Raw genomic sequence first — 22804 nt, forward strand, 5'->3', positions numbered from 1 at the left:
TTACTCCTTACTGACGTCTTTATTCCAGAAATATCCGACACCTCTTTGTGTGATTATACAGTCAGGATTTTGTGGGTTATCCTCAATTTTACTTCTCAATCTTTTTACATAAACAGAAAGAGTATTTTCATCGAAAAACACTTCACCTTCATCTGCTATTTTTTTCAATATCTCATTTCTTTGTAACACTTTATGAGGATTTAGCATTAACGTTAATAAGAGTTTGTATTCTAAATGTGTTAAATTTATACTTTTTTCATGCTTAAAGGCTCTGGCCGCTTCAACTTCAAGCTGTATATTTTCAGACCTTAATATAGTATTAGAAGCTGTTTTAATTTTTTTTCTTAATTGTACTTTTACTCTAGATAATAGCTCTTTTACCCTGAAGGGTTTTGTTATATAATCATCTCCACCAATATCAAGCCCCATTACTACATTTGCCTCCTCATCCAGTGCTGTGAGAAAAATAATAGGTATATCACCTTTTCTTTTAAGATGGGTACATAAATCATACCCATTTCCATCTGGGAGCCCAACATCCAATATAGCTAAGTCAAATTTATTATTTTCGTATTGGTCTTTTGCATCTTGTACAGTAGAAACTCTTATAACCTCAAGTCCTTCTCCTTTTAGAGTAAACTCAATAGCCATTCCTAGATCGTTATCGTCTTCAACGAATAATACTTTATCCACAGTATCTCTCCTCATTTGTCTTTGATTATGGCAGTATTTTAGATTATGACAGTTATTTTACACGTTGATTGGCTAATTTAAAATAGTTTAGTATGGAAATGGACTTTTAGAGGCTTTTCTGAGTATAAGCATAAACCCAAATCGGCTTAAAGCTTTTCAGTACATAATGAGATACAACAATTACTTAAAGCAGCATATTTACTTAATTCATACATGTACTTGCTTATATTTTGAAAAACCTTGTAATAGTGTCTTGTTGAATTTGTACGTTTTTATACAATCAGTAAAGTTTTGTTTAAGTTATCTTATACAAAAATGTAAAATGAAATTTGAATTCGCATTAATTATGTAAATGAATTTTAAAAAACAGATCATTGAGAATAAGAGCCGAATGGGAGCGGATTTTTGAGAATTTGAAAAGTATGTGTGTACTTAAATAAATGTATAAAAGCCGTTTAATTTTAAAGTATATGTTGATCAGAGTTACGAGTATATAAAAGGTTAGATTTAGCAATCTTACTAAACTGTAAGATTAAAGTATATATAGTAAGACAAGAGTTATTCAATTAACAATTAAAGACGTCTATACTGAAGGTAATCATTCTTTATTAAGACTTGTAGCATTTTAGCCACTGTTTATATAAAGAAAAAACCTACTGTTCTAATCCCAGATTAAACATAGTATATGAGGAGGAAGAAAATGAAAAAGATAATAGGATTTCTAGTAGTAACAGCAATTTTTATAGGTATAGGGTTTGCTGTAAATCGGTATATAAATGGTCCCTCACAACCAGTAAACGGTATCATGGTATCTGGAACGAAAGAAAATATATCAGCTGTTAAAAATCTGTATAAAGATCAAAACGTACGAACAGCAGATTATAGTTATAAATTGGTCACAGAAATAATAAAACAAGAACTCACTACCGAACAGAAAGAAGAAATTAAGAAAGAATGGAAAGAAAAAGGAGAAAATATGACTGAAGAAGAGATGGACAAGCAACTTGATAAATCATCTGTTAGCAAGAAACAATATGCGGTTATTACAAAATCTACAGCTGAAAAATTCTTAAAAAAAGGAATTGTAAGAACACCCTTATCTAAAGAAGATAGTTCAATGACTTCAGCCCCGGTAAAAGAAATAAAAGAATTAGCGAGTGAAAAAAACTTATTTTATAGAAAAAAAGCGGAAGATGAGGAAGTTAAGGATGGAAATTTAAATTTAAATGGACAAATGATACCTGTTCAACATATTGAACAAAATAATTGGATTGGCTATTTTTCATCACCGATAGTAATTGTTAATGAGGAAACATATAAACAATTAAAAGAAAAAGAAGTAAGCCTTTCGTTAATTCAGTTTACAAAAGAAAATTTTGATTATAAAAATAAAAACAAAGTAAAAAAGGTGGTCGACTACGTTTCAAAAGTGTATGCAGTAAAAGACGAGAATGGTGAGTACGATAAGGATAAAATCTATTTTGTAGAGATTCAAAATTAATCTGTGAAAAGGATGAGTTGTATGGAGGTTGTTAGATTAGAAAATGTAGTAAAAACATATGGAGAGGGAGAAACGCAAGTACAGGCGTTAAAAGGAATTAATCTTTCCATCCATAGGGGAGAATTCGTAACCATAGTTGGAGCATCAGGTTCTGGTAAAAGCACCTTATTGCATATTTTAGGAGGGCTGGATCATCCGAGTTCGGGAAATGTGTTTATAGGTGATGAAAATGTCTACAATTATAAAGATAATGAACTCTCTATTTTTCGCCGAAGAAAAGTTGGCTTTATATTTCAGTTTTTTAATTTAATTCCTGTCTTAAATGTACAAGAAAATATTGCTTTGCCAGCTCTATTGGACGAAGAACAGGTAGATGAACATTACCTGGATGAAATTATAAAAACGTTAGGGTTAAATGAAAGACGAGATCATTTGCCTTCTGAATTATCAGGTGGTCAACAACAAAGGGTTTCTATTGGTAGATCTCTTATAAATAAACCCGATATTATCTTAGCGGATGAACCAACCGGAAATCTAGATACAAAAAATACAAAAGAAGTTCTGAATTTATTAAAAGTAACGGCTAAAAAATATAATCAGACGGTAATTTTAATTACCCATGACCCTGCTATCGCATCAAACTCTGATCGAATTATAACCATTACAGATGGCATGATTATTTCAGATAAAAAATTAGTGCAAAATCAAGAGAAATGTGGAGGGGAGGAGTATTGATTCATAGTTACAAACAGTTAAGTCAAAAATATCTCAGAAGTAATATAAAACGTACTCTGCTAACATTAACAGGTATTATTCTAGCATTGGCGCTAATAACAACGATTGGACTTTTTTTTAATAGTGGATACACTTCGGGAATTGATAATGCTAAAAAAGGTTCTATGGGTTCTGCAAATATTTCAGTTAAAAATTATAATCAAAAGCTTTTCAATATGATAAAAAGTAATCCGAATATATCTTCTTATGGCATTATAACTCCAGGAGAGGTGCTCCATGTTGATGATATAGTTGTTTCTTATATGTATGCAGATCATCAAGCATTGAAGCTGTTACAGTCTAGTATTCCTGTAGAAGGTAAGCTGCCTTCAAATGAAAACGAGGCTGTTTTGGAAAAATGGATGCTGCCTTACTTCGGTCACAATCTTAAATTAGGCGGTATGTTTACTATTCATGAAAAAAAATATAAACTTGTTGGTTTGCTAAATAAGTCTAGTAGTACTCAGGAAAATAAAACTGGTCAATTATTTACATATAAAAATAAGTTCAAAGTTGGTGAAGGTAGCGTATTGATTGAATTGCATAAGTACGCAAACTTTGATGAAGTTGAAAACCAATTTAAATTATTGACGAACAAAAAAAATATAAGAGTAAATGACGAATTAAAGAGAGCCTTAAAGCCTAGTGTGGAGATAATGGTGGCAGCCGCTATTAGTATTGGGATTGTTGTGATTTCTACGATTGTTATTATTTACAATGCATTTCAAATTAGTATAGTAGAGCGAATGAAACAGTTTGGTCTATTGAGGAGTATTGGAGCTACAAAAAAACAAATCAGAAAAATTGTGATAAGAGAAGCAACATTTCTTTCTATTATTGCTATCTTTTTTGGGATTTTGTGTAGTATATCAGTAGTCTTTTTACTTAATCAAGTACTGATAAACGTACTTAAAAACTCTATGGGATATACAATTAAATTAGATTGGTTAATTATATGTGTAAGTTCGTTAATTACATTGATAACTGTTTATATTTCAAGCTATTTTCCTGCTTTTTTTGCAGGTAGAATTTCACCGCTACTGGCCGTAAGTAGCCGATTGGCTATAAAAAAAGAAAAAATAAAGAAAAAAAAGAGAACAAAACTAAAGAAACCACTATCTTTTCCGTTAAGTATGGCATTGAAAAATATCCAAAGAAATCCCAATAGATATACAGTTACAATTTTGTCTATTATTATAAGTAGTGTACTGTATATCACGTTTACGTTTCTCATAGATACTGTCATTCAGCGTAAACAACCGGAAATTCAAGCTCTAAAATCGGATATATCAGTTACGGTTAATTCAAATTTAGACAAGCCTAGCATAGATCGTATGAGTCGAAATATTTATAAAGTTAATAACGTAGAGAATCTGTACAAGCAATATCAGGCAAATGATTTTTATACGAAAGTACCAAAAAATAAACAAATTAAAGAATTACAAGGAAATGAATCACTGTATCATAAAGTAAAATACAATAATCAAACTGTAGAAATTATGGAAACACAAATAAAAGCATACGATGAGAATAGTTTAAAGAAACTAGCTGAAAATGTAACTAGTGGAAGAATTGATATTTCAAAATTAAATCGTGAAAAAGAAGTTATTTTAGTAAAGCAAGCTGCATCAAATGATATGAATACAAGTAAAAAATATATAGGTTCTCTAAGTACTTTTCAGGTAGGGGATGAAATCCAAATAACAAGTCGGCAGGAAAGAAAACCTACAGAGGAAATCTCCTACAATGAAGAAAAACTAGAAACTTTAAAAATAGCTGCAATTGTAGAATTGGATATTTTTAATATGAGTAGAGTGATGGATACCATAACTTTTATTACTAGTGAACAAATAGCCGAAAATATTACACCATCTCCACAAAAATTAACAGGTTTTGAAATTGATTTAGAGAATCAATCTCAGGCTGATGCTACAATTTTAGATATACAAAAGAAACTGGGTGGAGATGCATCTATAGAAGTAAAAAATAATATTGTTCAAAGTAATTTCCATACAGACAATATACTTTATATAAAAATATTAGGGTACGGATTTATAGCTGTTATTACACTAATTGGTTGTGTAAATATTTTAAATACCATCACAGTCAGTATCATTATGAGAAGAAAAGAATTAGCTGCTTTAAAATCGATTGGTATGTCGCAAAAGGATTTGAAAAAAATGGTTATATATGAAGGACTCCTGTACGGCTTCTTTGGAAGCATACAAGGAATCTTTTTCGGCTGTATGTTGTCGTATATTCTTTATGTAGCACTGTCAAATACGGTTTCGTTTGAATGGATTATTCCTTATCAATCTAGCTTTATCACTTTTATAACCGCACTGTTGATTAGTTATGTATCGGTACTATTTCCGCTTCGGAAAATTAAAAAGGATAACGTTATAGATGTAATTAGAGAAGAATAGCAGTAGTTAAAATAATATGTGATTCTGAAGTTCAACTGAGATACGTATAAAACGATTGGTAATCTGTATTATATTTCAATTGTACAGTTCAAATCGAGGAATTCTAAAACATAAAATACACCTAGTTAATAGGTGTATTTTTTAGACTTGAAAACCACTTATGTAGTAGAGATTTCTCTCGGGTACAGTGTATCACATTAGAAAACATGCGTATACATCATATTTGTTACGTAAAATGGATTTCTTTTGGTATACGATTCAATTAAAATTTAATTTGATCTCCTTTTGGGAACTTAGATACCTTCGCCAGGTTCTGTATTAGAAGGAGCCCCGCCATGGTCCCCATCTGCTTCTAGTTTTGGAGCTGGATAATGTCCATGCGTATCTTGTATCGGAACAGGTGTTTCCCCGCGGTTTAAAGCAGGAGCTCCACCAGTATGACCATGTGATTCTAGCGAAGGAGCGATTAAATCTGCATGAGTCTCTTTTTTAGGAGCCATTCCTTCCCCATGTGTATTTGTAAAGGAAGGAGCCCAAGTATCTCCTTTGTTGTATGATGAAATAGGAGGTCTTCCGTGATCATAAGCAGGAGCCCATGAATCCCCATGTGACTCTAATTTCGGAGCAAAAGTTTCTCCATGTTCAGCTTTTACAACTCCGCCATCTCCAATGTTTACACCAAAAAGAGCAAAACTAAAGACAGATAATCCTACAATCGTTAATCCAAGTTTTCCTTTCAAACTATACCTCTCCTTTTTGCTTTGTTTTTTCTATTTTGTCTAAACGTGGTAGATAAAATGAAACAAATCGTAAAAAATTACTAAATTGATACGGTATACGACTAATTTTGTGTAAGATTTTGTAAAACCTCCTTTAAAAAAAGAATTTTCTAAAAATTATTTTCGACAAAAATCAACGTGCGTAGGAAGTTGTTTTTTAGAAGTGCCGATTTATTTGAAAAAGGGAGAGTGATCCACTGTAGAATCCAAGTAATTACTTAATTGACCAAAAGTGTTAAGCAAAAAAGAGCATCTAACATAAGTTAAATACTCCTTATTTTAAGACTATTTTCAGTTATATCTCTAATGGAATAGTTAGCACTAAAATTAACAATAACAGAAACTTTTTGATGTTTATTGTTTATGACATGTCCATGCAGATAAATTTCATGTGTTCTATATTCTTCTGATGGTTTAATTGTTTCGATTACAATATCGAGATTTCTTTCTTTCTTGAAGTAACCGATAGTTACTAGTTCAGCAGTCTTTTTTACTTCTGGCCATTCCTCGTTGTATTCTTTTGGAATGAAATGAGCTGACGCCAAAAGTATAAATACAATAGGGATGGTAATAAAAGCTATACTTATAATTCCATAGCGTAATAAGTTTCTTCCCATTAAATGACACCTACCAATGATGTTGTATTAAATATGGTCAATAGTCTGTATAATAAACCAACATTAACCAATTTACTATCAATTAAGGTGACAATAGTATTACAAATTTGTAAGGTTTATTAGGTAGAGAAACTAATGAAAAGGATATATAATCGTTATTTTTCAGCATATCCTCTTCGAAATTTATCAAATACTGACTTGAATGTCGTTATCTCTATATAGATATTTTATTTGAATAAAAAAATGACCCTTACAATTGAGTAAGAGTCCTAAAAGCAAAGAAAAAGTCGTATATGATACTACATAAAATCGTTTTTTATTATAGTATTTCATTATATAGTTGTCTATATAATGATGTGCGAAAGAACTGACAAACATGCTATTTGCAGATGAAAAAGTCCTAGAATGGACTAGGACTTTTCTACTGAACGATGCGATTTATAAAAAGAATATAATTAATATATCATAAGAATGTTTCATAAATGTATCGAAAAAGTGAACATTTTGTTATTCGAATGTAAGTTGAAAACCACATATTTAAGCATGCAGTTTAATATGAAAAGAGGAACTTAAAATCTGATGAATCTCCACCAATATCGTTTAATTGTCCAATGTAAAGGTGAAAGGATATTAATGAAAAAGCCAATTTAGTAGGAAGTAAATTTAAAAAGTCCTGTATTTTGACAGGACTTTCAAAAAGGGAACAACAGTTAACAACTGAAGGTACCTTTATATTACCATTACTGGTAATTTCATTCCATGTTTTATGTGTTGAGAAATAATCTCCTATGAGATGAAAAAAGTAACCAATGAAGTTAAGTGACGAATTGATGTAAAAAGGACATTTGGACCTGTAAGTAATGGATATGAAACATATATTTATAGTCGAGAAAATGAACAGTTCATAAGCTAGAAAGTTTAGCTTGCATATAGCATATGTTGTAAAGAAAGGGTGGGGATGAAGTATGGAACGACCGAACTGGGGCATCGAGGGGTTAGTATTCGTGGGCTGTACGTTTCTTGGCGCGGGAGTGGGATTTATGTTTGGGAGCGCCCAAACTGGGTGGCTGATAGGGATGGGCGCTGGGTTTCTTGGTATGGCTTTGACGAGATGGATTGGGAAATAATATAACAGGTTCACTTTCTTCAATAAATAAAGCGATAGGCACATAAGAATGTACTTACATAGGATTTCAAAAAGAGACACCAAAGGGCGTCTCTGCATACTTACATTTTCACTTTAATTATTACAATACCCTTTTAACATACCTTTAGAAAAACGATTTGGATATAAAGCAATAAGCATCCCGTAGGGGCTTCCTTTCCAATAGCGTTGTAAGGGTGTCCGTAATTTTTGTTTTATGAGCCATCTTTGATTAAATACGTTTAATAGCTGTTTTTCATCCAGTTTTTCTTTCTCTTCAATGGTCCACCTTAATGCTTCTAGTGCTTTACATTTGGACCAAAAGCCAACTGGTGTAACTTTAAATTCCCATTCTTTAAAGCGATCTGGATATAAGTCGTTTATCATTTTAAATGGACTATTTCCCCACATTAATTGACATGGAGACGCTAATCTTTGAGTCTTTAGCCACTTTATACTGTATACATCCAGTATTTGTTCGGGCGATAATTTTTCTTTTTCTTCAATGGTCCATTTCAATGCTTCTAATGATTTTTCTTTTGTCCAGAAGTTATTGGGCGTCATGAGAAATTCCCATTCTTTAAAACGACTAGGGTACAAATCGTTAATCATTGCAAACGGACTACTATTCCAGTACATAGCCAGAGGGGCACTAAGTTTGTTTTTCTCCAACCATTTTTTGCCGTATACGCGTAAGAGCTTTTCGTTCGATAAACCTTTTTTTTCTTCAATCATCCATCTCAAAATCGTTAATGCCTTTTCTTTCGTCCAAAAATTTAAAGGAGTCATACCAAACTCCCACTCTTTAAACTCACTTGGGTATAAATCATTTATTGCTTTAAAAGGGCTGTTTTCGTATCTATGTTTAAGTAATCCTCGCAATTTATATTTTACAAGTAATTGAGTGTTCCATTTTTTTCTGATGTCTTCCTTATCCCATTTTAAGATACTGTGTAATAAATATGTGATTACTCTGCGGGCGAGCTTATTATCCATATCTTCTTTCCAAGTATTCGGAGGGAATCGTTTCCTTTTTCCATCCAATATTTCTTGATAAATATCTTCAATCGTAACGACTTTCATTGACAATATATAAATCCTCCTACATTTGTATTTATATTTATACAGTATTAACATTCTAATTAATATATCTATATTATATAATTTAAATGAAATCATCACTAAAAACAATATATAATTTATTTTTTGTAAAAAATCTAATCATTTAACTAATTGATATTTGTTTAAATTTTCTATTTTTTGTTATATACTTAATAAACATCATTACATCTGTATATTAGGAGTGTATTTTTATGGAGAAGCTTAACAAAAGCGATATTATTCGCACCGTTCCGCAAAATGGTTTCTTTGGACATCCCAAAGGACTATTTACTTTATTCTTTACAGAATTTTGGGAGCGATTTTCTTACTACGGAATGAGAGCAATATTACTTTACTATATGTACTATTCCATTTCTAAAGGTGGCTTAGGGATGGATCACGCCACAGCTGCATCCATTATGGCTATCTATGGTTCGTTAGTTTACATGTCTGGCATTATTGGTGGGTGGATTGCTGACCGCCTATTAGGTTCAAGTAGAACAATATTTTGGGGTGGCGTTTTAATAATGATTGGTCATCTCATCTTAGCTCTACCAGGAACGGTTAATACATTATTTATCTCAATGGTATTTTTAGTACTTGGAACAGGGTTATTAAAACCGAATGTATCTAGTATTGTTGGTGATTTATATAGTGAAACAGATACTCGTCGTGATTCAGGTTTCAGTATTTTCTATATGGGTATTAATTTAGGAGCACTATTATCTCCGTTTGTGATTGGAACACTCGGTCAAAAGTATAACTTTCACTTAGGTTTTGGTGTGGCTGCAATTGGTATGCTATTTGGATTAATTATGTATGTTCTTACGAAAAAGAAAAATCTAGGATTAGCAGGAACGCAAGTACCAAATCCTTTAACAGACAAGGAAAGAAAAAAGGTCCTTATACAGTTTAGTATTGGTATTATCGCAATTGCACTAGTTTGTGTGTTAACAATTCCAACAGGTATTTTAACGATTGATCGATTTACTTTACTTGTAAGTATCTTAGGTATTCTAATTCCAACAGGCTACTTTGTCTTTATGTACCGTAGTCCAAAGACGACAGAAGTTGAAAAATCTCGCTTAATTGCTTACATACCATTATTTATCGCTGCTACAATGTTTTGGGCGATTCAAGAGCAGGGAGCAATCATCTTAGCTAGTTATGCTGATCAACGTACGCAGTTAAACTTTGCAGGATTTGAGGTTCAATCTTCATGGTTCCAATCTTTAAACCCTATATATATTGTTTTACTAGCACCAGTATTTGCTTGGCTTTGGGTAAAGCTGAATTCACGCCAACCAAGTACAGCAAATAAATTTGCTATCGGTTTATTATTTGCTGGTTTATCATTCTTAGTGATGATTATTCCTGCATATATCCATGGTACCGAATCCCTTGTTAGCCCAATTTGGTTAATCATTAGCTTCCTTCTAGTCGTAATCGGGGAACTTTGTTTATCACCTGTCGGCTTATCTATTACTACAAAGCTAGCACCAGCAGCGTTCTCTGCTCAAACAATGAGTTTATGGTTCTTAACGAGTGCATCTGCACAAGCTATCAATGCGCAGCTTGTTCGATTATATAATCCTGAAACAGAGATTATTTATTTCGGTGTAATTGGCGGAATATCCATTGTTTTAAGTGTTATTTTATATTTCATGGCTCCAAAGATTCAGGTACTTATGAAAGGGATTAAATAATAGAACTGTGCCAAAAACTTGTTACCATGCAGGTTTTTGTGCACAGTTTTTTAGTGCTTTATCGTATGTAAAACTAGCTCCTTTTAAACGAAGAACAACAAAGGCAAATTGATCAGAAGTAAGTCATTTATCGATATGGATGATTAGGAGAAAGCATTTACGGTAACCCCAAGTCGAGAGTATTCCGATATTAATATAGTTTATACATCTAACCCTATTTAATAGGTTAGTTTTGAAAGATGGAACTCCCGCATTCGAAAATGATATACATAAATTTTCTAAAAGGTCAGCTTATTTTTTGTTTTGGGGTTACTTCAATATCTAAGCTAAATGCCTATGGAGCAAAACTAAAAAAAGACGCCAAATGGCGCCCCCAACTTGGGTTAATGAGGTTTAGTTTTCCAATCTAAAGAAATTTTGTATCAGCTCACAAAGAGAGTATATCATAACATCCAAGAGGAATAATATGCATTCTTACATATTGAAATAAATCTTGTATTCTTGCACTGACGGACCAGGAATAGTAAGATATGAAGCAAATAAGCGCTGTAAAAATATCAAGTCTAGGATGTACTTACTTGCAAGAAAACCCCAAAAATAATACATACATTACTATAGAAGCGATTAATTTCTGATATGACATGTTTTAATATCAAAAAAGCCATCACGCAATGATGATTGCATGATGGCTTTTGTTGTTTTCTTATTTCTTTGTCTCATTGACCCATGCAGTGATGTCCTGGATGACATACGCAGGAACATTGGAAGGTATTTCGTATTCACTAGGGTGACTTAATGCCCCGTCGCCCTCCGTGAAGATGTGATTCAATTTCGGATATTCTTTAAACTGAACATTACTGCGGCTTGAAAGCCCTTCTTGCCATCTCGTAAACTCGTCTTTTACAGTTACTTGATAATCACGTGCGCCTTGCAGAATCAGTAATGGCTCTTTTCGTGATTTCGCTTCTTCAACTGGACGCCAACGAGTCACATCGTACATGAAATGTGGAAAAGGATAATTATAACCAGCTGGTGGGTGATCTGGATCAAAAGTAGGATCCTCGATATAAGCGAATTGTTTTTTTAGTTCATCAATATATTCCTTAGGTGCCCCGAGGTACTGATACTGATCAAGGAGCATGTCAGTAAAAGGACGTGCAGGAGGTGCCATTAAAATACTGCCTCTTACAAGTGATGAACTTGCTTTGCTTAGTATGCGCGGCATGCTGCCAGCTCCTTGGCTATGTCCGAGAATAAAAATGTTATCTGGGTCAATGCCTTCCTGCTGCGCTGCTGATGTTGCTGCATATATGGCATCATCTGTAGTATCTCGGTCTAATGTAGCAGGTTCTGCACTCATTTTAAAACCGTGTTCTAAGGAACGTTTCTCGTAACGTAACACTGCGATACCGCTTGATGAAAGACCAGCTGCAAGGTCTCTAAAGATTTTAGTTCCCATAATTGTACTGTCACGATCTTGCGAACCAGAACCATGAACAAGAACAACAACAGGCACTTTTTCGCCAGGTTTATGTTTTGGAACCGTTAATGTGGCTGGTAACGGGTATGTAGCATTTCCAATGACGATTTCGCGTTCTTGGTAGAAATCAGGTTGGTCATAGCTAGGATGCGGGATGGTATAAGATTTCTCTGGCGCCATTCTTACGCCAACTTCATCAACTTTACCACCAGGTGTGAATTTAAGGAGTAGTGGAATAGTAGTTCCTTCGATAGCTCCTGGAATTTCAACCGTTTGGTGGACTAAGTTTCGTTCTTTAATAACAGGTGTCCCCATGCTTGTAATCATACTCCCGCCACTTTGTGTCCACCAGTTTTGTAATATGTTTGCCGTAAACTTGGATTGAAAAGCAGCAGACGTCAACTGGAGTGCCTCTGCATATTTACCTTGCTGGAGATAGTCAAAAAATAAAGACGTATGTTCCGTTAAAGAGACTGGTTTCTTTTCTGCAGTTTGTATCACTTGTGTATCCGCATGAATTGTTGTTGTAAGCGGAAAAGAAGAAACACCTAAAGAAAAGAGTAGGGTAAAAGAAAGTGCTGATTTTTGTAACTTCTTTTTTTTCATCTTTTTCATCCTGTTTAACCTCCAAAATGTAATGGTATGAAATAGGAATGGTAATTAGTGGAATGTTTTCCTATGGAGGTTTCGGTACATGTATGGGGGAATCCTGCATACATATCATAAAAATTCCGTTTGAAAGAGTAGAGGAGTTAATCAATGGTTTTATACATAAACCTTGGCTAAATCATAGAAATCAATAGTTTTTCAAACAATGATTCCAATTTCGTTATGATGTAAGGGAAGAAAAACAAGAAGAGAGGGAGGCATACGATGAAGAAATTTTTATGGTTCATTGCTACATTGTGCATGATTTTAGGATTGGTAACAGGGTGTAGTAGCAAATATGACACTGGAATTCCCGTTACAAGAAATGTAGCGGAGAAAGACCAGCAGAAAGGAAGCGAAACAATGAAAAATAAGAGAGAAGAGGATAGTTATGCAGCAACGGTACCTGTAAAAAAAGAAGAGTTTACGGGAAAACTACAGTATCCAGAGTTGGCCGAGCAGGCGATGAACCCAGTACCTGGGGAGAGAAAGAAACAAAACGCTAATAGGATTATCAAAGCTACGATACTGGAACATATCGACGGTGATACGTTCCAATGAGTTCACCTTCTGGATCTGTACCAAACGCATATAAATACCTTTTATCTTTATATCAGTTTACATTCATATAAGGCGAACTGTTATCGTCACGAACACCGTTACAAACGTCTATCTCAAGAATCACTCCGTCTTCAAAATCAACTTCTATTCTCCTCAAAACTTCGTCATCATTAGCATCAGCCAGACAACCTTTGTGTCTTAATATTTTTAACAATTTTCCCTCGAATTTCTGTTCAAGTGTATGAGTTCTCTCTTTTTTCTCCATTCTACTTCACTCCTAATTTTTATTGATTACACTACGATTTTATATGGATTTTAAGGAGTGGTGAAAATTTCCGCATAACAACAAATATTACGGAAATAGATTTTATACTTTTTTATAGAATCCCTTCACGAGGATATAACTTATCAGAAATGAAATGACGGGAAATGTAACGCACCATGCTGTAATCATGCTCCAGTTGACATATGATACGGGATAATTGCTAAGAGCATACCCACGTATTATATAGGGTATTTAACAGAAGTGTAAGAAGAGGCGCAACCCATATGCGTTTTGTGACGTATGAAACATAAACGCCGAGTCCGATAACGAAAACTGGCACAAGAAAAAGTTGACGTACGAAAGGATCTATCTTGTTCAAAAAATCCATTTGACATCCTCCTTTTTACTTCGTTTTACATATTCTATTCGATAGAGCTTGGCAGCTCTCTTATGGCATCGTTTCTATATGATAGTGGGTATTGTATAAAAGTACTTAAAAACAAAAGAGAACCCTCATCGGGTTCTCTTTTTAATCATGCTAGGATAACTAGACTTGGAATAAATCCTAATTAAAGCAATGGTAAGGAGGCAGGAGTTAATAAGTAATGCATTTAGAAATGGTTATTCTCCAGCATATATCTTTTTATATTGAATGCTTGGCTTACCTTTGTATTCGATTAGCCCTACATAGTGAATATAGTCGCCTGTCAAACTGAAGTGGTATAAATGCGCTTCAGAACCACTTAATACCCCCCCTATACTAGCACGTTGAATTGCTTCTGATTCAATACTTCGCACTGCATTACCGCCAGTAGTAGTATTATACACGTCAAACTTTAATTTTGTACCATTGTTTGTGTTAGCAATAACGTATTTAGCATTTGCAGCGACAAGGGTTTGAGCGTAATTTATGCCATACTTTAATTTTTGACCTTGTTTATCATATACATAATCGCCTTTGTTTATATCGAATACTGTTTTTCCAGAGCCATCATATAGTAAGTTTTGTTTTAAATCAATATAAATATTGTTAGTGCCATAATCCTTTAATTTCAGATTTTTTATTTCTTTTTTTGTACCGTCATCTAAATGCAGGAAGACCTTTTCGCCTTCTTGTACTAATAGAGCACTACCGTTCGAGGTTTGTACATAATAATATCTATTGGATGTATTTTGACTATTACTAATATTATTAGAAGAAGAACTTTGTAGATTGGTATCAATCTCTACCATTTTAGCGTTCTCATCCATAAGAGCGGTTCTTGCTACTAAACCATTTGAAATGATGTGTGCATCTCCAAAGAGTGTAGAGGTTACGCCGTCTTCTCCATTAGCAAAATGTTGATCTTTTATGATCCATTTTCCTTCTTTATCGTCTATTTTGCCGATTGATACAAACGTCTTATCTTTGTTCTCTTCTTGGATGTATTTTTGGAACATGACGTAAATATAATCACCCTTTCGAGCAACACCCAGTTCTTTCACTTTTCTATCGTCTAATAAATTAGAAAAACTTTCTCCGCCGAATTGATCTATAGTAATTTCTTTATGGTCTTTGGCATTTGTATCTTTTTTAGACGAATCGGAATTACTAGTTTCCCCTATTTTTGACCCGTTGGCCACTTGGTCTTTAGTTGTACTTTCATTCGCAGATGTAGTTGTTTTACTTCCTTCTTTTGGTTCTGAATTGTTGGAAGAGCAACCTACCAATAAGCTAAACGTACAACCTGCTAATAATATGTTCTTACTTGCTTTAAGCATATTTCTTTTCATAATTTCCTCCTACAGATATGTTGATTGATACGATTATACTATATATAACTATATATTAATATATTATTAAAGAGATTTTAATAATAGAAACATACTGAAAATGGAAGGGTGTAAAAATAGTGAAAATAGTAGTGTCATGTATTGTTAGTTTAGGAATACTGTTAACAGCATGCTCAAACGAAGACAAATTAAAGGTTGGATCAGAGAGTCGTGCAAACACAAATGAAGAAGCTGTCGGTCAAGTAGAAAAAGATAAAGATAAAGTGAAGGATAATGATGATGCTTCACCGTATAATGAGGAAATGGCAAGAGTAGCCATACAAAAAATGATGAACAAATATCCAAAAGAAGCTGGGAAGAACGTGTTACAAACTGAGAGAAGGGCAATGGATATTTTTCATGTTACAACGGATAAAGTAGAAGTTCAAATGCAGTTTAAAGATGCTGGGAGTGGAACGGTGGAATGGATTATGTGCGACTGGAACACAGGTCAACCGTTATATCAAAGTGATAAATGGAATGCCTATAGCTAACTACAACTTATAATTATCACATAGGGAATAGATACTAGATAAAAAGAATTAGCACTCAAATGATTTTAGAGTAGTAGATTGATTTTAGGCAGGAACCATTCATTACGCATACCTGGGAGAGTCGACATATGGACTTAGAATTAAAGGTAAAAAGAAAATAAATACATACTACAAAACTACATAATGAAGAATATCCGTATGTCTGGAAACTGGATCGTCGATTCAGTTGTCAATATTTTCTTCTAATTTAATACACTATTTAAAGTTTTTAATTGAAGTTCTTTAGACTGTTTGGAACATTGATATACAAAAGGAGTACCTAACGGTGCTCTTTTTTTGTATATGTAAAAATAAAGAAAATCGTTAGACAACATAGGTTTTTTGGGGAGCTTTAAAGAACTTTATAATTATTAAATATTTAATCAGTGCTATAGGAGCGAATATAAAATAAAACTTTTATCATAAATGATTTCATTATCCATTAATGTAAAATAAAATTCACTTATTAAAAGGAGGTTAAATATAATTGACAATTAATAAGGAGATAAATTTTAACTCATCATTGAAATCGAATAAAACAAGTAAAGGTTTGGTTTCAACAATGACACATTTGTCTAGAACTTATGTGATATTTATTGTGGGTTTACTGATTTCTAGGATTGGTGATTCTCTTTATACGTTTGCTCTTCCTTGGATTGCCTATGAATTGACTGGTTCGGCCATAATTATGAGTTCACTTTTTGCTACTGGTGCATTACGCAGGTAATCTTCATATAGAATGGAATTTCATGTACCGATTACTATAGGAAAGCATTCTGTATACAATTCAAACAAATGCAAATCAAATCATGCTTTTACAGATACAAAAAAGGAGCAGTTAGTAAAGCTAACGGCTCCAGGTCAAGGAATCTCCAAGGGGAAAGGAGAAAGATTAAGGACTTTAAATGAGTTTTGGCTAATGCCTATCTTTATTATTGACGGAATAATAAGTTTTATTCAATCATAACACCCAAAGTAGAATATTCACTAACAGAGCAAGGTGAAAAGTTTATACCTGTATTAGAAGCAATGCAAGTTTGGGGTAAAGATTAACTACATAAAAAAATAGAGATGCATGAAAGACATGAGGACTAATACAGTATTAGTTCCTTCTTATTACCAATAGATAGAAGGTATGGAGTCCAAATTAAATAACATTATTGTTGATTTTTACGTACAAGCACATTGATGCAATAGTAATTAAAGAGCTGCGATTGTTGCTCTTTTTCTTATGCAGCTAACGGTGCAGTTAGTGGAAGAAGGATTTTAATTTACTATGATGAAATATGTAATCTAGGCGAAATCTGAGAAGGAGGTTTCAATACTATAAAAAATGTTTTGTAGAATGAATGTAAGGGAGGAAAGCTAGCTTGGAAATCACAACAGAAAGATTAATAATCAGACCCTTTAAGGGTACTGATTTACAGGATGTATTTGCTATTTATAATAATGATGATACATGTAAGTACCTATTACATAATAAGTGGTCTCATGAAGATATGCAGAAAAGATTCGATAAGAAGTTAGTAAACAATGTACTCACTACAGAATCAAATTTAAGTTTGGCAGTCATATACAAGACTAATGTAGTGGGTGATCTATCTGTATGGTACACAGATATGAAAGACACTGTTGAGATTGGTTATTGTTTTTCAAATGAAGTAGCTGGGAAAGGTTTGGCAACTGAAGCAGTAAGTAGTTTGGTATTTAAATTATTTGATGAATTTAATGTACATCGTATACAAGCTAATCTTGATGCACGTAATATAACTTCACGAAAATTGTGTGAACGAATAGGCATGAGAAAAGAAGCCCATTTCATACAAGATTATTGGAGTAAAAATGAATGGACAGATAGTCTTGTATATGGAATGTTATCCTCTGATTTGAAGTAATAGACGTAGTGATTTTATTAAGCTAACGGGTGCGTTAGTTGAATAATAAAGGGCATAACATATTAATATGATTAAAAAGTTATGCCCTTTAATGTTAATTAATTTATTATTAAAATAAATTAATTAACATTAAAGACCGCGAGCTCTCAATTTTATATTCTAGGATAATGATATGCAAGATTGCATGTGTAAAACGGTTGCAATTTCACCAACCTGTAACTATAATGATTACAGGTTGGTGATACCAATCAAACAAATACAATCATCATGAATGGAGATGTTATCGAATGGGCATGAAAAAATTAATCTTAGCAGGTGCTTTAGGGTTCGCAGCATTATCAGGAACGAATCTACCAGGATTAGAAGCAACAAAAGCGAGTGCAGCTTCTATTGAAACGAATTTCTCGACGTTAGAAGGACGCGTAGTAGAAGTGGATCATGGTGTGATTGTTGTGAAATCTAAACAATACGAAGAACCAGTTAGTGTGTATATAGAAAATCTTTCAAATGTGAAAGTAGGAGACGAAGTAAAAGCGACTGGATCTATGATGCGTAACTTTACGGAGTATATGGTTGCAACAGAAGTTGAGAATACGACAAACAAATTAGGTATGCATTTGAAAGAAAATGGCTCACCTGATTATGTAATTGGTGAAGTATCAGAAGTAGGTACGATGGAAGACAGTGCTACTAAATATGTCGTAGTTGAGTATCCAACACAAAATGGGGAGAAAGACGTTATTGACGTGTTCTTAACAAAGGGACAAGTATTTAAAACAGGTGAGAAAGTGAAAATTGATATGAAGTATGTAGGCTGGGGCGGCATTTCTATTAATTACAACACAGTGGATCATATCGAAAAAGTGCATGAGGTAAACAATAGCACTCAAAATAATGATGATGTGTGGATTTGGTCTTAATTTGATTAGTAACATCAGAATCGAAACAGTAAGACGTTCTTATGTTGTAAAGGCTATACTGAAGTGAGTATGGATTATCATATTCATTTCAAAAAAGCAAAGGAGAGGAGTCTATTCTATGACTTCTCTCCTTTGCTTTTTTTAACTTTGTTTGAGTCTATGTATATAACCATATTTAAGCAAAAATAGCTTTTAAAATCGATACTTTGTTTGTAGTAAATAATACATAATTTTGTTTTACAGTTCTAATTAATATACGGTCAGTTGTCCCATATGCTGTTCCAATACGGATTGCAGTTGGTTCCTCAACTCCAGCATAGGTAGCATCTTCGGTAACCTCAAGCACATCACGTAATGGAATCGTAACCTCCGCCAATTGCCATGAAATAATTAACTCTTCTTTTGTTTTCCTTACATCAATACCTAGCATTATACCAAGACCTTTCTATAATAGAATGCTACACTTCTTATCTTATTATACAAATTTTTAGATTATTTTTCTACACGTATGAATAGAACTGATATTTTAAGGGTGTCAAAAGTACGGGAAGATATATTATCAATCTATTAAGAAATACGCTATGAAGAAAAGTTCACAGGGAATTAATATGGATTTGACATGGTTACAGTATGATGAATGAGTAACAGTAGGCGTTGCAGGAAGGAAATGAATGATGAGACTTAAACTAGTAGGAACCTTAACTTGTATAGTAGTAATATTAGGTATCTTTATCGTTTACACTAATGTATCTATTGGTAAAGAACCATATAAGACAAACCATGACGCCATAAATAATGAAGAAAATAGTAAGCATAATGGGTCTTCAAGTAAGATAGCAAGCTCTTTTTCAAGTATACAGGCTGTAGTAAATAAGGAATATGGTTTACCCGAAAACTATAAGCCAGAGGATTTAGTTGTACCAAACGTACCCTTCTCATTTAGTGGAACGGTAGAAAAGAGTCACCTTCGTAAAGAAGCAGCGGAAGCGTTAGAAAAACTATTCTTTTTAGCTAAACAAGATGGTATACAGTTGAATGCTGTTTCAGGATTTCGTTCCTATGGGTATCAAAAAGGCCTGTATGCCAGCAATGTTAAAAAGAATGGGCAAGAGCATACGGATCGCTTCTCTGCAAAGCCAGGGCATAGTGAACATCAAACAGGGTTAACAATGGATGTTTCATCTAAAAGCGCGAACAATGAACTAGAGCTAGCCTTTGCAAATACGAAGGAGGGCAAATGGCTAAAAGATAACGCACATCGTGCAGGATTTATCATTCGTTACCCAAAAGGTAAGGAGAATATTACTGGATATGCTTATGAGCCTTGGCATGTACGTTACGTAGGAGATATTGCTGAAAATATATATAAAGAAAAACTAACTTTAGAAGAATATATGAATCTGAAAAAATAAAGAATTGATCTAGTTAGTATTAGTAGTGAGAGTGTTAAAAGATAGGATATATACGCATCTGGCGCAAACGCTATTACAATCTCAGTTGATAATCAAAAGATTAAACGATATATACTGGAGCACAGTTATATAAGTCAAATTGGCATATATCATGTAAGTGCGAATGCGGATGTACAGATTCGCATTCGCACTTACATGAAGCCAAAAGCATACATTACAATAACTTACTTTTAATCAGTTTACATAACACATCTCATAGGTATTTGTAAAAAACAAGTGAATAAATCTCAAAATAAAAAGAATACTTATGTCATTGAGATAGAAAGAGAAATTTAGTAATTATATTTTGAAATCTGCATTTAAATAATATTTAGCGGAATGCTCAGCTAAATCAAGTACAATAAAAAGAATTAAAGGAAATGCTCTATTTCGACATCACAACAATTATATTTTGAAAAATACACCATCTATTTAGTCTTAAGGAGTTAAAGTTAACTGATTTGTATTAAAATGTTATACACTGGCTATATCGCTATAAGCGACCATTTAATCAATATTAATAATGTATAGCTGAATGTATCTGAAACTAAAAGATATTTAGACTGATGAAAGGTAAGGTATATGATACCTTTATAAAGAGGTGGAAAAATAAATACTCACAACTTCGCACGAAATACCAATTTTACGAACAATAAGATGTATAAATAAAAATCTAACACAGTATTTAGGGATTTCGAGCTCGATTGCATGAATCTCATTATATTGGTATGTGTCTATATAATTCATATTTTATATAGGAATCATTAAATACTGAACTATTCATTGAAAATATTCATAGTAAATTACCTTTTACTATATAGGATTTATTCTTATGTTGATCTAATTAACTCCCCATAATTATGATTAAATTAACCAATTCATGTTAGATAACGAATTTTAAACTGTTTTCATATATTGATTTTTTGTATGAATCTATATATAAAAATTGTTTTATTTTACATACATTTATATGTAGTTTTTGCACTAATTTTTATGGTCTTATACAAAATTATCACTTAGTTAGCTATAATTTTCATTTGACTAACTACACTATACCATACAGTTTTGATTGTGTTTTAGTATTTCATAATTTAATTATGTAAATAAGTTTGTGTAAAAATTGAATTTAACGCGAACTTGTGTTCGTGTCTATTTTCTGTTATAGTGTATATGAGGTGATTTTTATGGACTACAGCAAGCAACGTCAAAAATCCGTACATCGTAAAAAATTATACGAAAATTTAAATGAAATGCCCTTTTACATAGAAGAATTTGTGGAGTATAAAGAATTGCATGATGCCTCTCCCTCCACCCTACTGAATTATGTATATGATTTTAGAGTCTTCTTTAATTGGCTATTATCTGAACAAATTATTGAATTTAAGCCCATTAAGGACATATCCTTCTCTGATTTAGAGAATTTAAAGAAAAAAGATGTTGAGAACTTTATGAGGTTTCTAAAACTACAACAAAACATGCAGAATTCCTCTGTTAACAGAAAAATTTCGGCCTTAAAGTCTTTATTTAAGTACCTCACCTCCCTATCAGAGAATGAAGATGGAGAATGCTATTTTTATAGAAATGTAATGGCTAAAATTGAAATACATAAAGATAAAGAAACATTAAATGCTCGTGCAAAACGTATGAGATCTAAAATATTCCATAATGATGATGATCAAGAATTTCTGAATTATGTTAAGTACGAACATGAAAAATCTTTAACAAAACATCAGTTATTCTATTTCCTAAGAGATAAGGAACGTGATGTAGCTATCCTCTCCCTCTTTCTTGGCAGTGGTATTCGTGTAAGTGAATTAGCCGATCTCCGCATGGAAGATATAAACTTAAAAGAAAGACTAATTGATGTAATCCGAAAAGGAAACAAAGAAGATTCTGTTTGGATTACCCCAATTGCATTAAATGATCTTGAAAAATATATGGAGATTAGAGATAAAAAATATGCTCCAGGGAAAGAATTACAAAATGTATTCTTATCGAAGTATAAACATACTGCACAGCCGCTTTCTGTTAGGGCTATCCAAGATATAGTAGAAAAATATACTAAAGCCTTTGGCAAAAAAATGTCTCCTCATAAATTAAGACATACATTGGCAAATAAGTTATATATGGAAGAAAAAGACTCGTTACAAGTGATGCAACAACTGGGACATACCAGCCAGGATACGGCCTTATTATATACACAGCTTGGAGAAACAACTATCAAAGATAGCTTAGGAAGAATAGGAAAGAATAAACAATAAAAGTTCAGCAATACAAAATTGCTGAACTTTTATTGTTTTCATTGATAAGTGGATTTAAAATCTATATTAAATCCACTTTATTTTGAAATTTATTATGTAATAAATACATAGTTTAAACTGTACTTTAATTAGAATTTAAATTCTCTTGATAGTTAAACATAAGAGTTTTAAATTCCTACAAATTTTAATTACCAGCAGATAATATTAATGATTTTTTGGTAACACCAATGGATTTTA

At 32.8% G+C, this 22804-nt stretch carries 20 protein-coding genes and 2 pseudogenes; 13 read left to right on the forward strand and 9 right to left on the reverse strand.

The window, feature by feature from the left end:
- Positions 1–693, reverse strand: coding sequence for a response regulator transcription factor (locus tag AC241_RS27730; RefSeq protein WP_050845006.1), 693 nt, complete (start codon positions 691–693; stop codon positions 1–3).
- A gap of 700 nt (positions 694–1393) precedes the next feature.
- Between AC241_RS27730 and AC241_RS27735 the strand changes: the two genes are divergently transcribed.
- Genes AC241_RS27735 through AC241_RS27745 form a run of 3 tightly spaced genes read left to right on the forward strand, consistent with a single transcriptional unit; the run spans position 1394 to position 5394 of the window.
- Complete coding sequence (locus AC241_RS27735) at positions 1394–2194, forward strand: lipoprotein BA_5634 family protein (protein ID WP_050845008.1); 801 nt, start codon at positions 1394–1396, stop codon at positions 2192–2194.
- A 21-nt stretch (positions 2195–2215) separates the two neighbouring features.
- Positions 2216–2929: an ABC transporter ATP-binding protein gene (locus AC241_RS27740; RefSeq protein ID WP_050845010.1), complete on the forward strand. Its 714-nt coding sequence runs from the start codon at positions 2216–2218 to the stop codon at positions 2927–2929.
- A complete protein-coding gene (locus AC241_RS27745; protein ID WP_050845012.1) occupies positions 2926–5394 on the forward strand; it encodes an ABC transporter permease in 2469 nt (822 codons plus the stop codon). The genes AC241_RS27740 and AC241_RS27745 overlap by 4 nt, the downstream gene beginning before the upstream one ends.
- A gap of 293 nt (positions 5395–5687) precedes the next feature.
- Here AC241_RS27745 and AC241_RS27750 read toward each other — a convergent pair whose 3' ends face one another.
- Positions 5688–6134, reverse strand: a complete 447-nt coding sequence (locus AC241_RS27750; protein WP_050845014.1) for a hypothetical protein — start codon at positions 6132–6134, stop codon at positions 5688–5690.
- Positions 6135–6436: 302 nt separating this feature from the next.
- The gene (locus tag AC241_RS27755; protein ID WP_050845016.1) at positions 6437–6790 is read right to left on the reverse strand and encodes a hypothetical protein; all 354 of its coding nucleotides are present in this window, start codon (positions 6788–6790) and stop codon (positions 6437–6439) included.
- Between the two features lie 1004 nt (positions 6791–7794).
- On the opposite strand from AC241_RS27755, the gene AC241_RS35750 reads away from it, so the two are divergent.
- Entirely contained in the window at positions 7795–7917 is a 123-nt protein-coding gene (locus AC241_RS35750; RefSeq protein ID WP_255285307.1) for a hypothetical protein, read from the forward strand.
- A 113-nt stretch (positions 7918–8030) separates the two neighbouring features.
- On the opposite strand, the gene AC241_RS27760 is transcribed toward AC241_RS35750, so the two are convergent.
- Positions 8031–9023, reverse strand: a complete 993-nt coding sequence (locus tag AC241_RS27760) for a DUF4046 domain-containing protein (RefSeq protein WP_080990915.1) — start codon at positions 9021–9023, stop codon at positions 8031–8033.
- Between the two features lie 224 nt (positions 9024–9247).
- Here AC241_RS27760 and AC241_RS27765 point away from each other — a divergent pair, with 224 nt between their 5' ends.
- On the forward strand, positions 9248–10741 hold the full coding sequence (locus AC241_RS27765) for a peptide MFS transporter (protein WP_050845020.1): 1494 nt from the start codon (positions 9248–9250) through the stop codon (positions 10739–10741).
- A 703-nt stretch (positions 10742–11444) separates the two neighbouring features.
- Here the strand turns inward: AC241_RS27765 and AC241_RS27770 are convergent.
- Positions 11445–12827, reverse strand: coding sequence for an alpha/beta hydrolase family protein (locus AC241_RS27770; protein WP_050845377.1), 1383 nt, complete (start codon positions 12825–12827; stop codon positions 11445–11447).
- Positions 12828–13094: 267 nt separating this feature from the next.
- Between AC241_RS27770 and AC241_RS27775 the strand changes: the two genes are divergently transcribed.
- Complete coding sequence (locus tag AC241_RS27775; RefSeq protein WP_050845022.1) at positions 13095–13430, forward strand: hypothetical protein; 336 nt, start codon at positions 13095–13097, stop codon at positions 13428–13430.
- Positions 13431–13482: 52 nt separating this feature from the next.
- Here the strand turns inward: AC241_RS27775 and AC241_RS27780 are convergent, their stop codons facing one another.
- The 3 genes from AC241_RS27780 to AC241_RS27785 form a co-directional block, all read right to left on the reverse strand.
- A complete protein-coding gene (locus AC241_RS27780; RefSeq protein WP_050845023.1) occupies positions 13483–13695 on the reverse strand; it encodes a hypothetical protein in 213 nt (70 codons plus the stop codon).
- A gap of 220 nt (positions 13696–13915) precedes the next feature.
- A complete protein-coding gene (locus tag AC241_RS34400) occupies positions 13916–14083 on the reverse strand; it encodes a DUF2651 family protein (RefSeq protein ID WP_155417079.1) in 168 nt (55 codons plus the stop codon).
- Positions 14084–14316: 233 nt separating this feature from the next.
- Positions 14317–15468, reverse strand: a complete 1152-nt coding sequence (locus tag AC241_RS27785; protein ID WP_050845025.1) for a hypothetical protein — start codon at positions 15466–15468, stop codon at positions 14317–14319.
- A 119-nt stretch (positions 15469–15587) separates the two neighbouring features.
- Between AC241_RS27785 and AC241_RS27790 the strand changes: the two genes are divergently transcribed.
- The 5 genes and pseudogenes from AC241_RS27790 to AC241_RS27810 all read left to right on the forward strand — a co-directional run bounded on the left by AC241_RS27790 (position 15588) and on the right by AC241_RS27810 (position 18855).
- A complete protein-coding gene (locus AC241_RS27790; RefSeq protein WP_050845029.1) occupies positions 15588–16001 on the forward strand; it encodes a hypothetical protein in 414 nt (137 codons plus the stop codon).
- A 601-nt stretch (positions 16002–16602) separates the two neighbouring features.
- Positions 16603–16758: pseudogene (locus AC241_RS33575) on the forward strand (MFS transporter); the annotation flags it as partial.
- 245 nt (positions 16759–17003) lie between these two features.
- Positions 17004–17093: pseudogene (locus AC241_RS34405) on the forward strand (winged helix-turn-helix transcriptional regulator); the annotation flags it as partial.
- Positions 17094–17410: 317 nt separating this feature from the next.
- On the forward strand, positions 17411–17935 hold the full coding sequence (locus AC241_RS27805; protein ID WP_050845035.1) for a GNAT family N-acetyltransferase: 525 nt from the start codon (positions 17411–17413) through the stop codon (positions 17933–17935).
- A gap of 287 nt (positions 17936–18222) precedes the next feature.
- The gene (locus AC241_RS27810) at positions 18223–18855 is read left to right on the forward strand and encodes an ATP F0F1 synthase subunit alpha (RefSeq protein ID WP_050845037.1); all 633 of its coding nucleotides are present in this window, start codon (positions 18223–18225) and stop codon (positions 18853–18855) included.
- A gap of 175 nt (positions 18856–19030) precedes the next feature.
- On the opposite strand, the gene AC241_RS27815 is transcribed toward AC241_RS27810, so the two are convergent.
- Positions 19031–19285, reverse strand: coding sequence for a SunI/YnzG family protein (locus AC241_RS27815; RefSeq protein ID WP_050845039.1), 255 nt, complete (start codon positions 19283–19285; stop codon positions 19031–19033).
- A gap of 244 nt (positions 19286–19529) precedes the next feature.
- Between AC241_RS27815 and AC241_RS27820 the strand changes: the two genes are divergently transcribed.
- Positions 19530–20267 (forward strand): M15 family metallopeptidase, encoded by a 738-nt coding sequence (locus tag AC241_RS27820; protein ID WP_050845378.1) that lies wholly within the window; start codon positions 19530–19532, stop codon positions 20265–20267.
- Positions 20268–21490: 1223 nt separating this feature from the next.
- The gene (gene xerS / locus AC241_RS27825; RefSeq protein WP_050845041.1) at positions 21491–22567 is read left to right on the forward strand and encodes a tyrosine recombinase XerS; all 1077 of its coding nucleotides are present in this window, start codon (positions 21491–21493) and stop codon (positions 22565–22567) included.
- Positions 22568–22804: the final 237 nt, after the last annotated feature.

The sequence above is a fragment of the Bacillus thuringiensis genome (assembly GCF_001182785.1).
Lineage (GTDB): Bacteria > Bacillota > Bacilli > Bacillales > Bacillaceae_G > Bacillus_A > Bacillus_A thuringiensis_S.

Bases quoted from the DNA above. Each gene is read 5' to 3' on its own strand.
- AC241_RS27775 (WP_050845022.1), top strand. From the start codon at position 13,095: ATGAAGAAATTTTTATGGTTCATTGCTACATTGTGCATGATTTTAGGA.
- AC241_RS27765 (WP_050845020.1), top strand. From the start codon at position 9,248: ATGGAGAAGCTTAACAAAAGCGATATTATTCGCACCGTTCCGCAAAAT.
- AC241_RS34400 (WP_155417079.1), bottom strand. From the start codon at position 14,083: ATGGATTTTTTGAACAAGATAGATCCTTTCGTACGTCAACTTTTTCTT.
- AC241_RS27735 (WP_050845008.1), top strand. From the start codon at position 1,394: ATGAAAAAGATAATAGGATTTCTAGTAGTAACAGCAATTTTTATAGGT.
- AC241_RS27770 (WP_050845377.1), bottom strand. From the start codon at position 12,827: ATGAAAAAAAAGAAGTTACAAAAATCAGCACTTTCTTTTACCCTACTC.
- AC241_RS27740 (WP_050845010.1), top strand. From the start codon at position 2,216: ATGGAGGTTGTTAGATTAGAAAATGTAGTAAAAACATATGGAGAGGGA.
- xerS (WP_050845041.1), top strand. From the start codon at position 21,491: ATGGACTACAGCAAGCAACGTCAAAAATCCGTACATCGTAAAAAATTA.
- AC241_RS27820 (WP_050845378.1), top strand. From the start codon at position 19,530: ATGAGACTTAAACTAGTAGGAACCTTAACTTGTATAGTAGTAATATTA.
- AC241_RS27780 (WP_050845023.1), bottom strand. From the start codon at position 13,695: ATGGAGAAAAAAGAGAGAACTCATACACTTGAACAGAAATTCGAGGGA.
- AC241_RS27815 (WP_050845039.1), bottom strand. From the start codon at position 19,285: ATGCTAGGTATTGATGTAAGGAAAACAAAAGAAGAGTTAATTATTTCA.
- AC241_RS27785 (WP_050845025.1), bottom strand. From the start codon at position 15,468: ATGAAAAGAAATATGCTTAAAGCAAGTAAGAACATATTATTAGCAGGT.
- AC241_RS27810 (WP_050845037.1), top strand. From the start codon at position 18,223: ATGGGCATGAAAAAATTAATCTTAGCAGGTGCTTTAGGGTTCGCAGCA.
- AC241_RS27755 (WP_050845016.1), bottom strand. From the start codon at position 6,790: ATGGGAAGAAACTTATTACGCTATGGAATTATAAGTATAGCTTTTATT.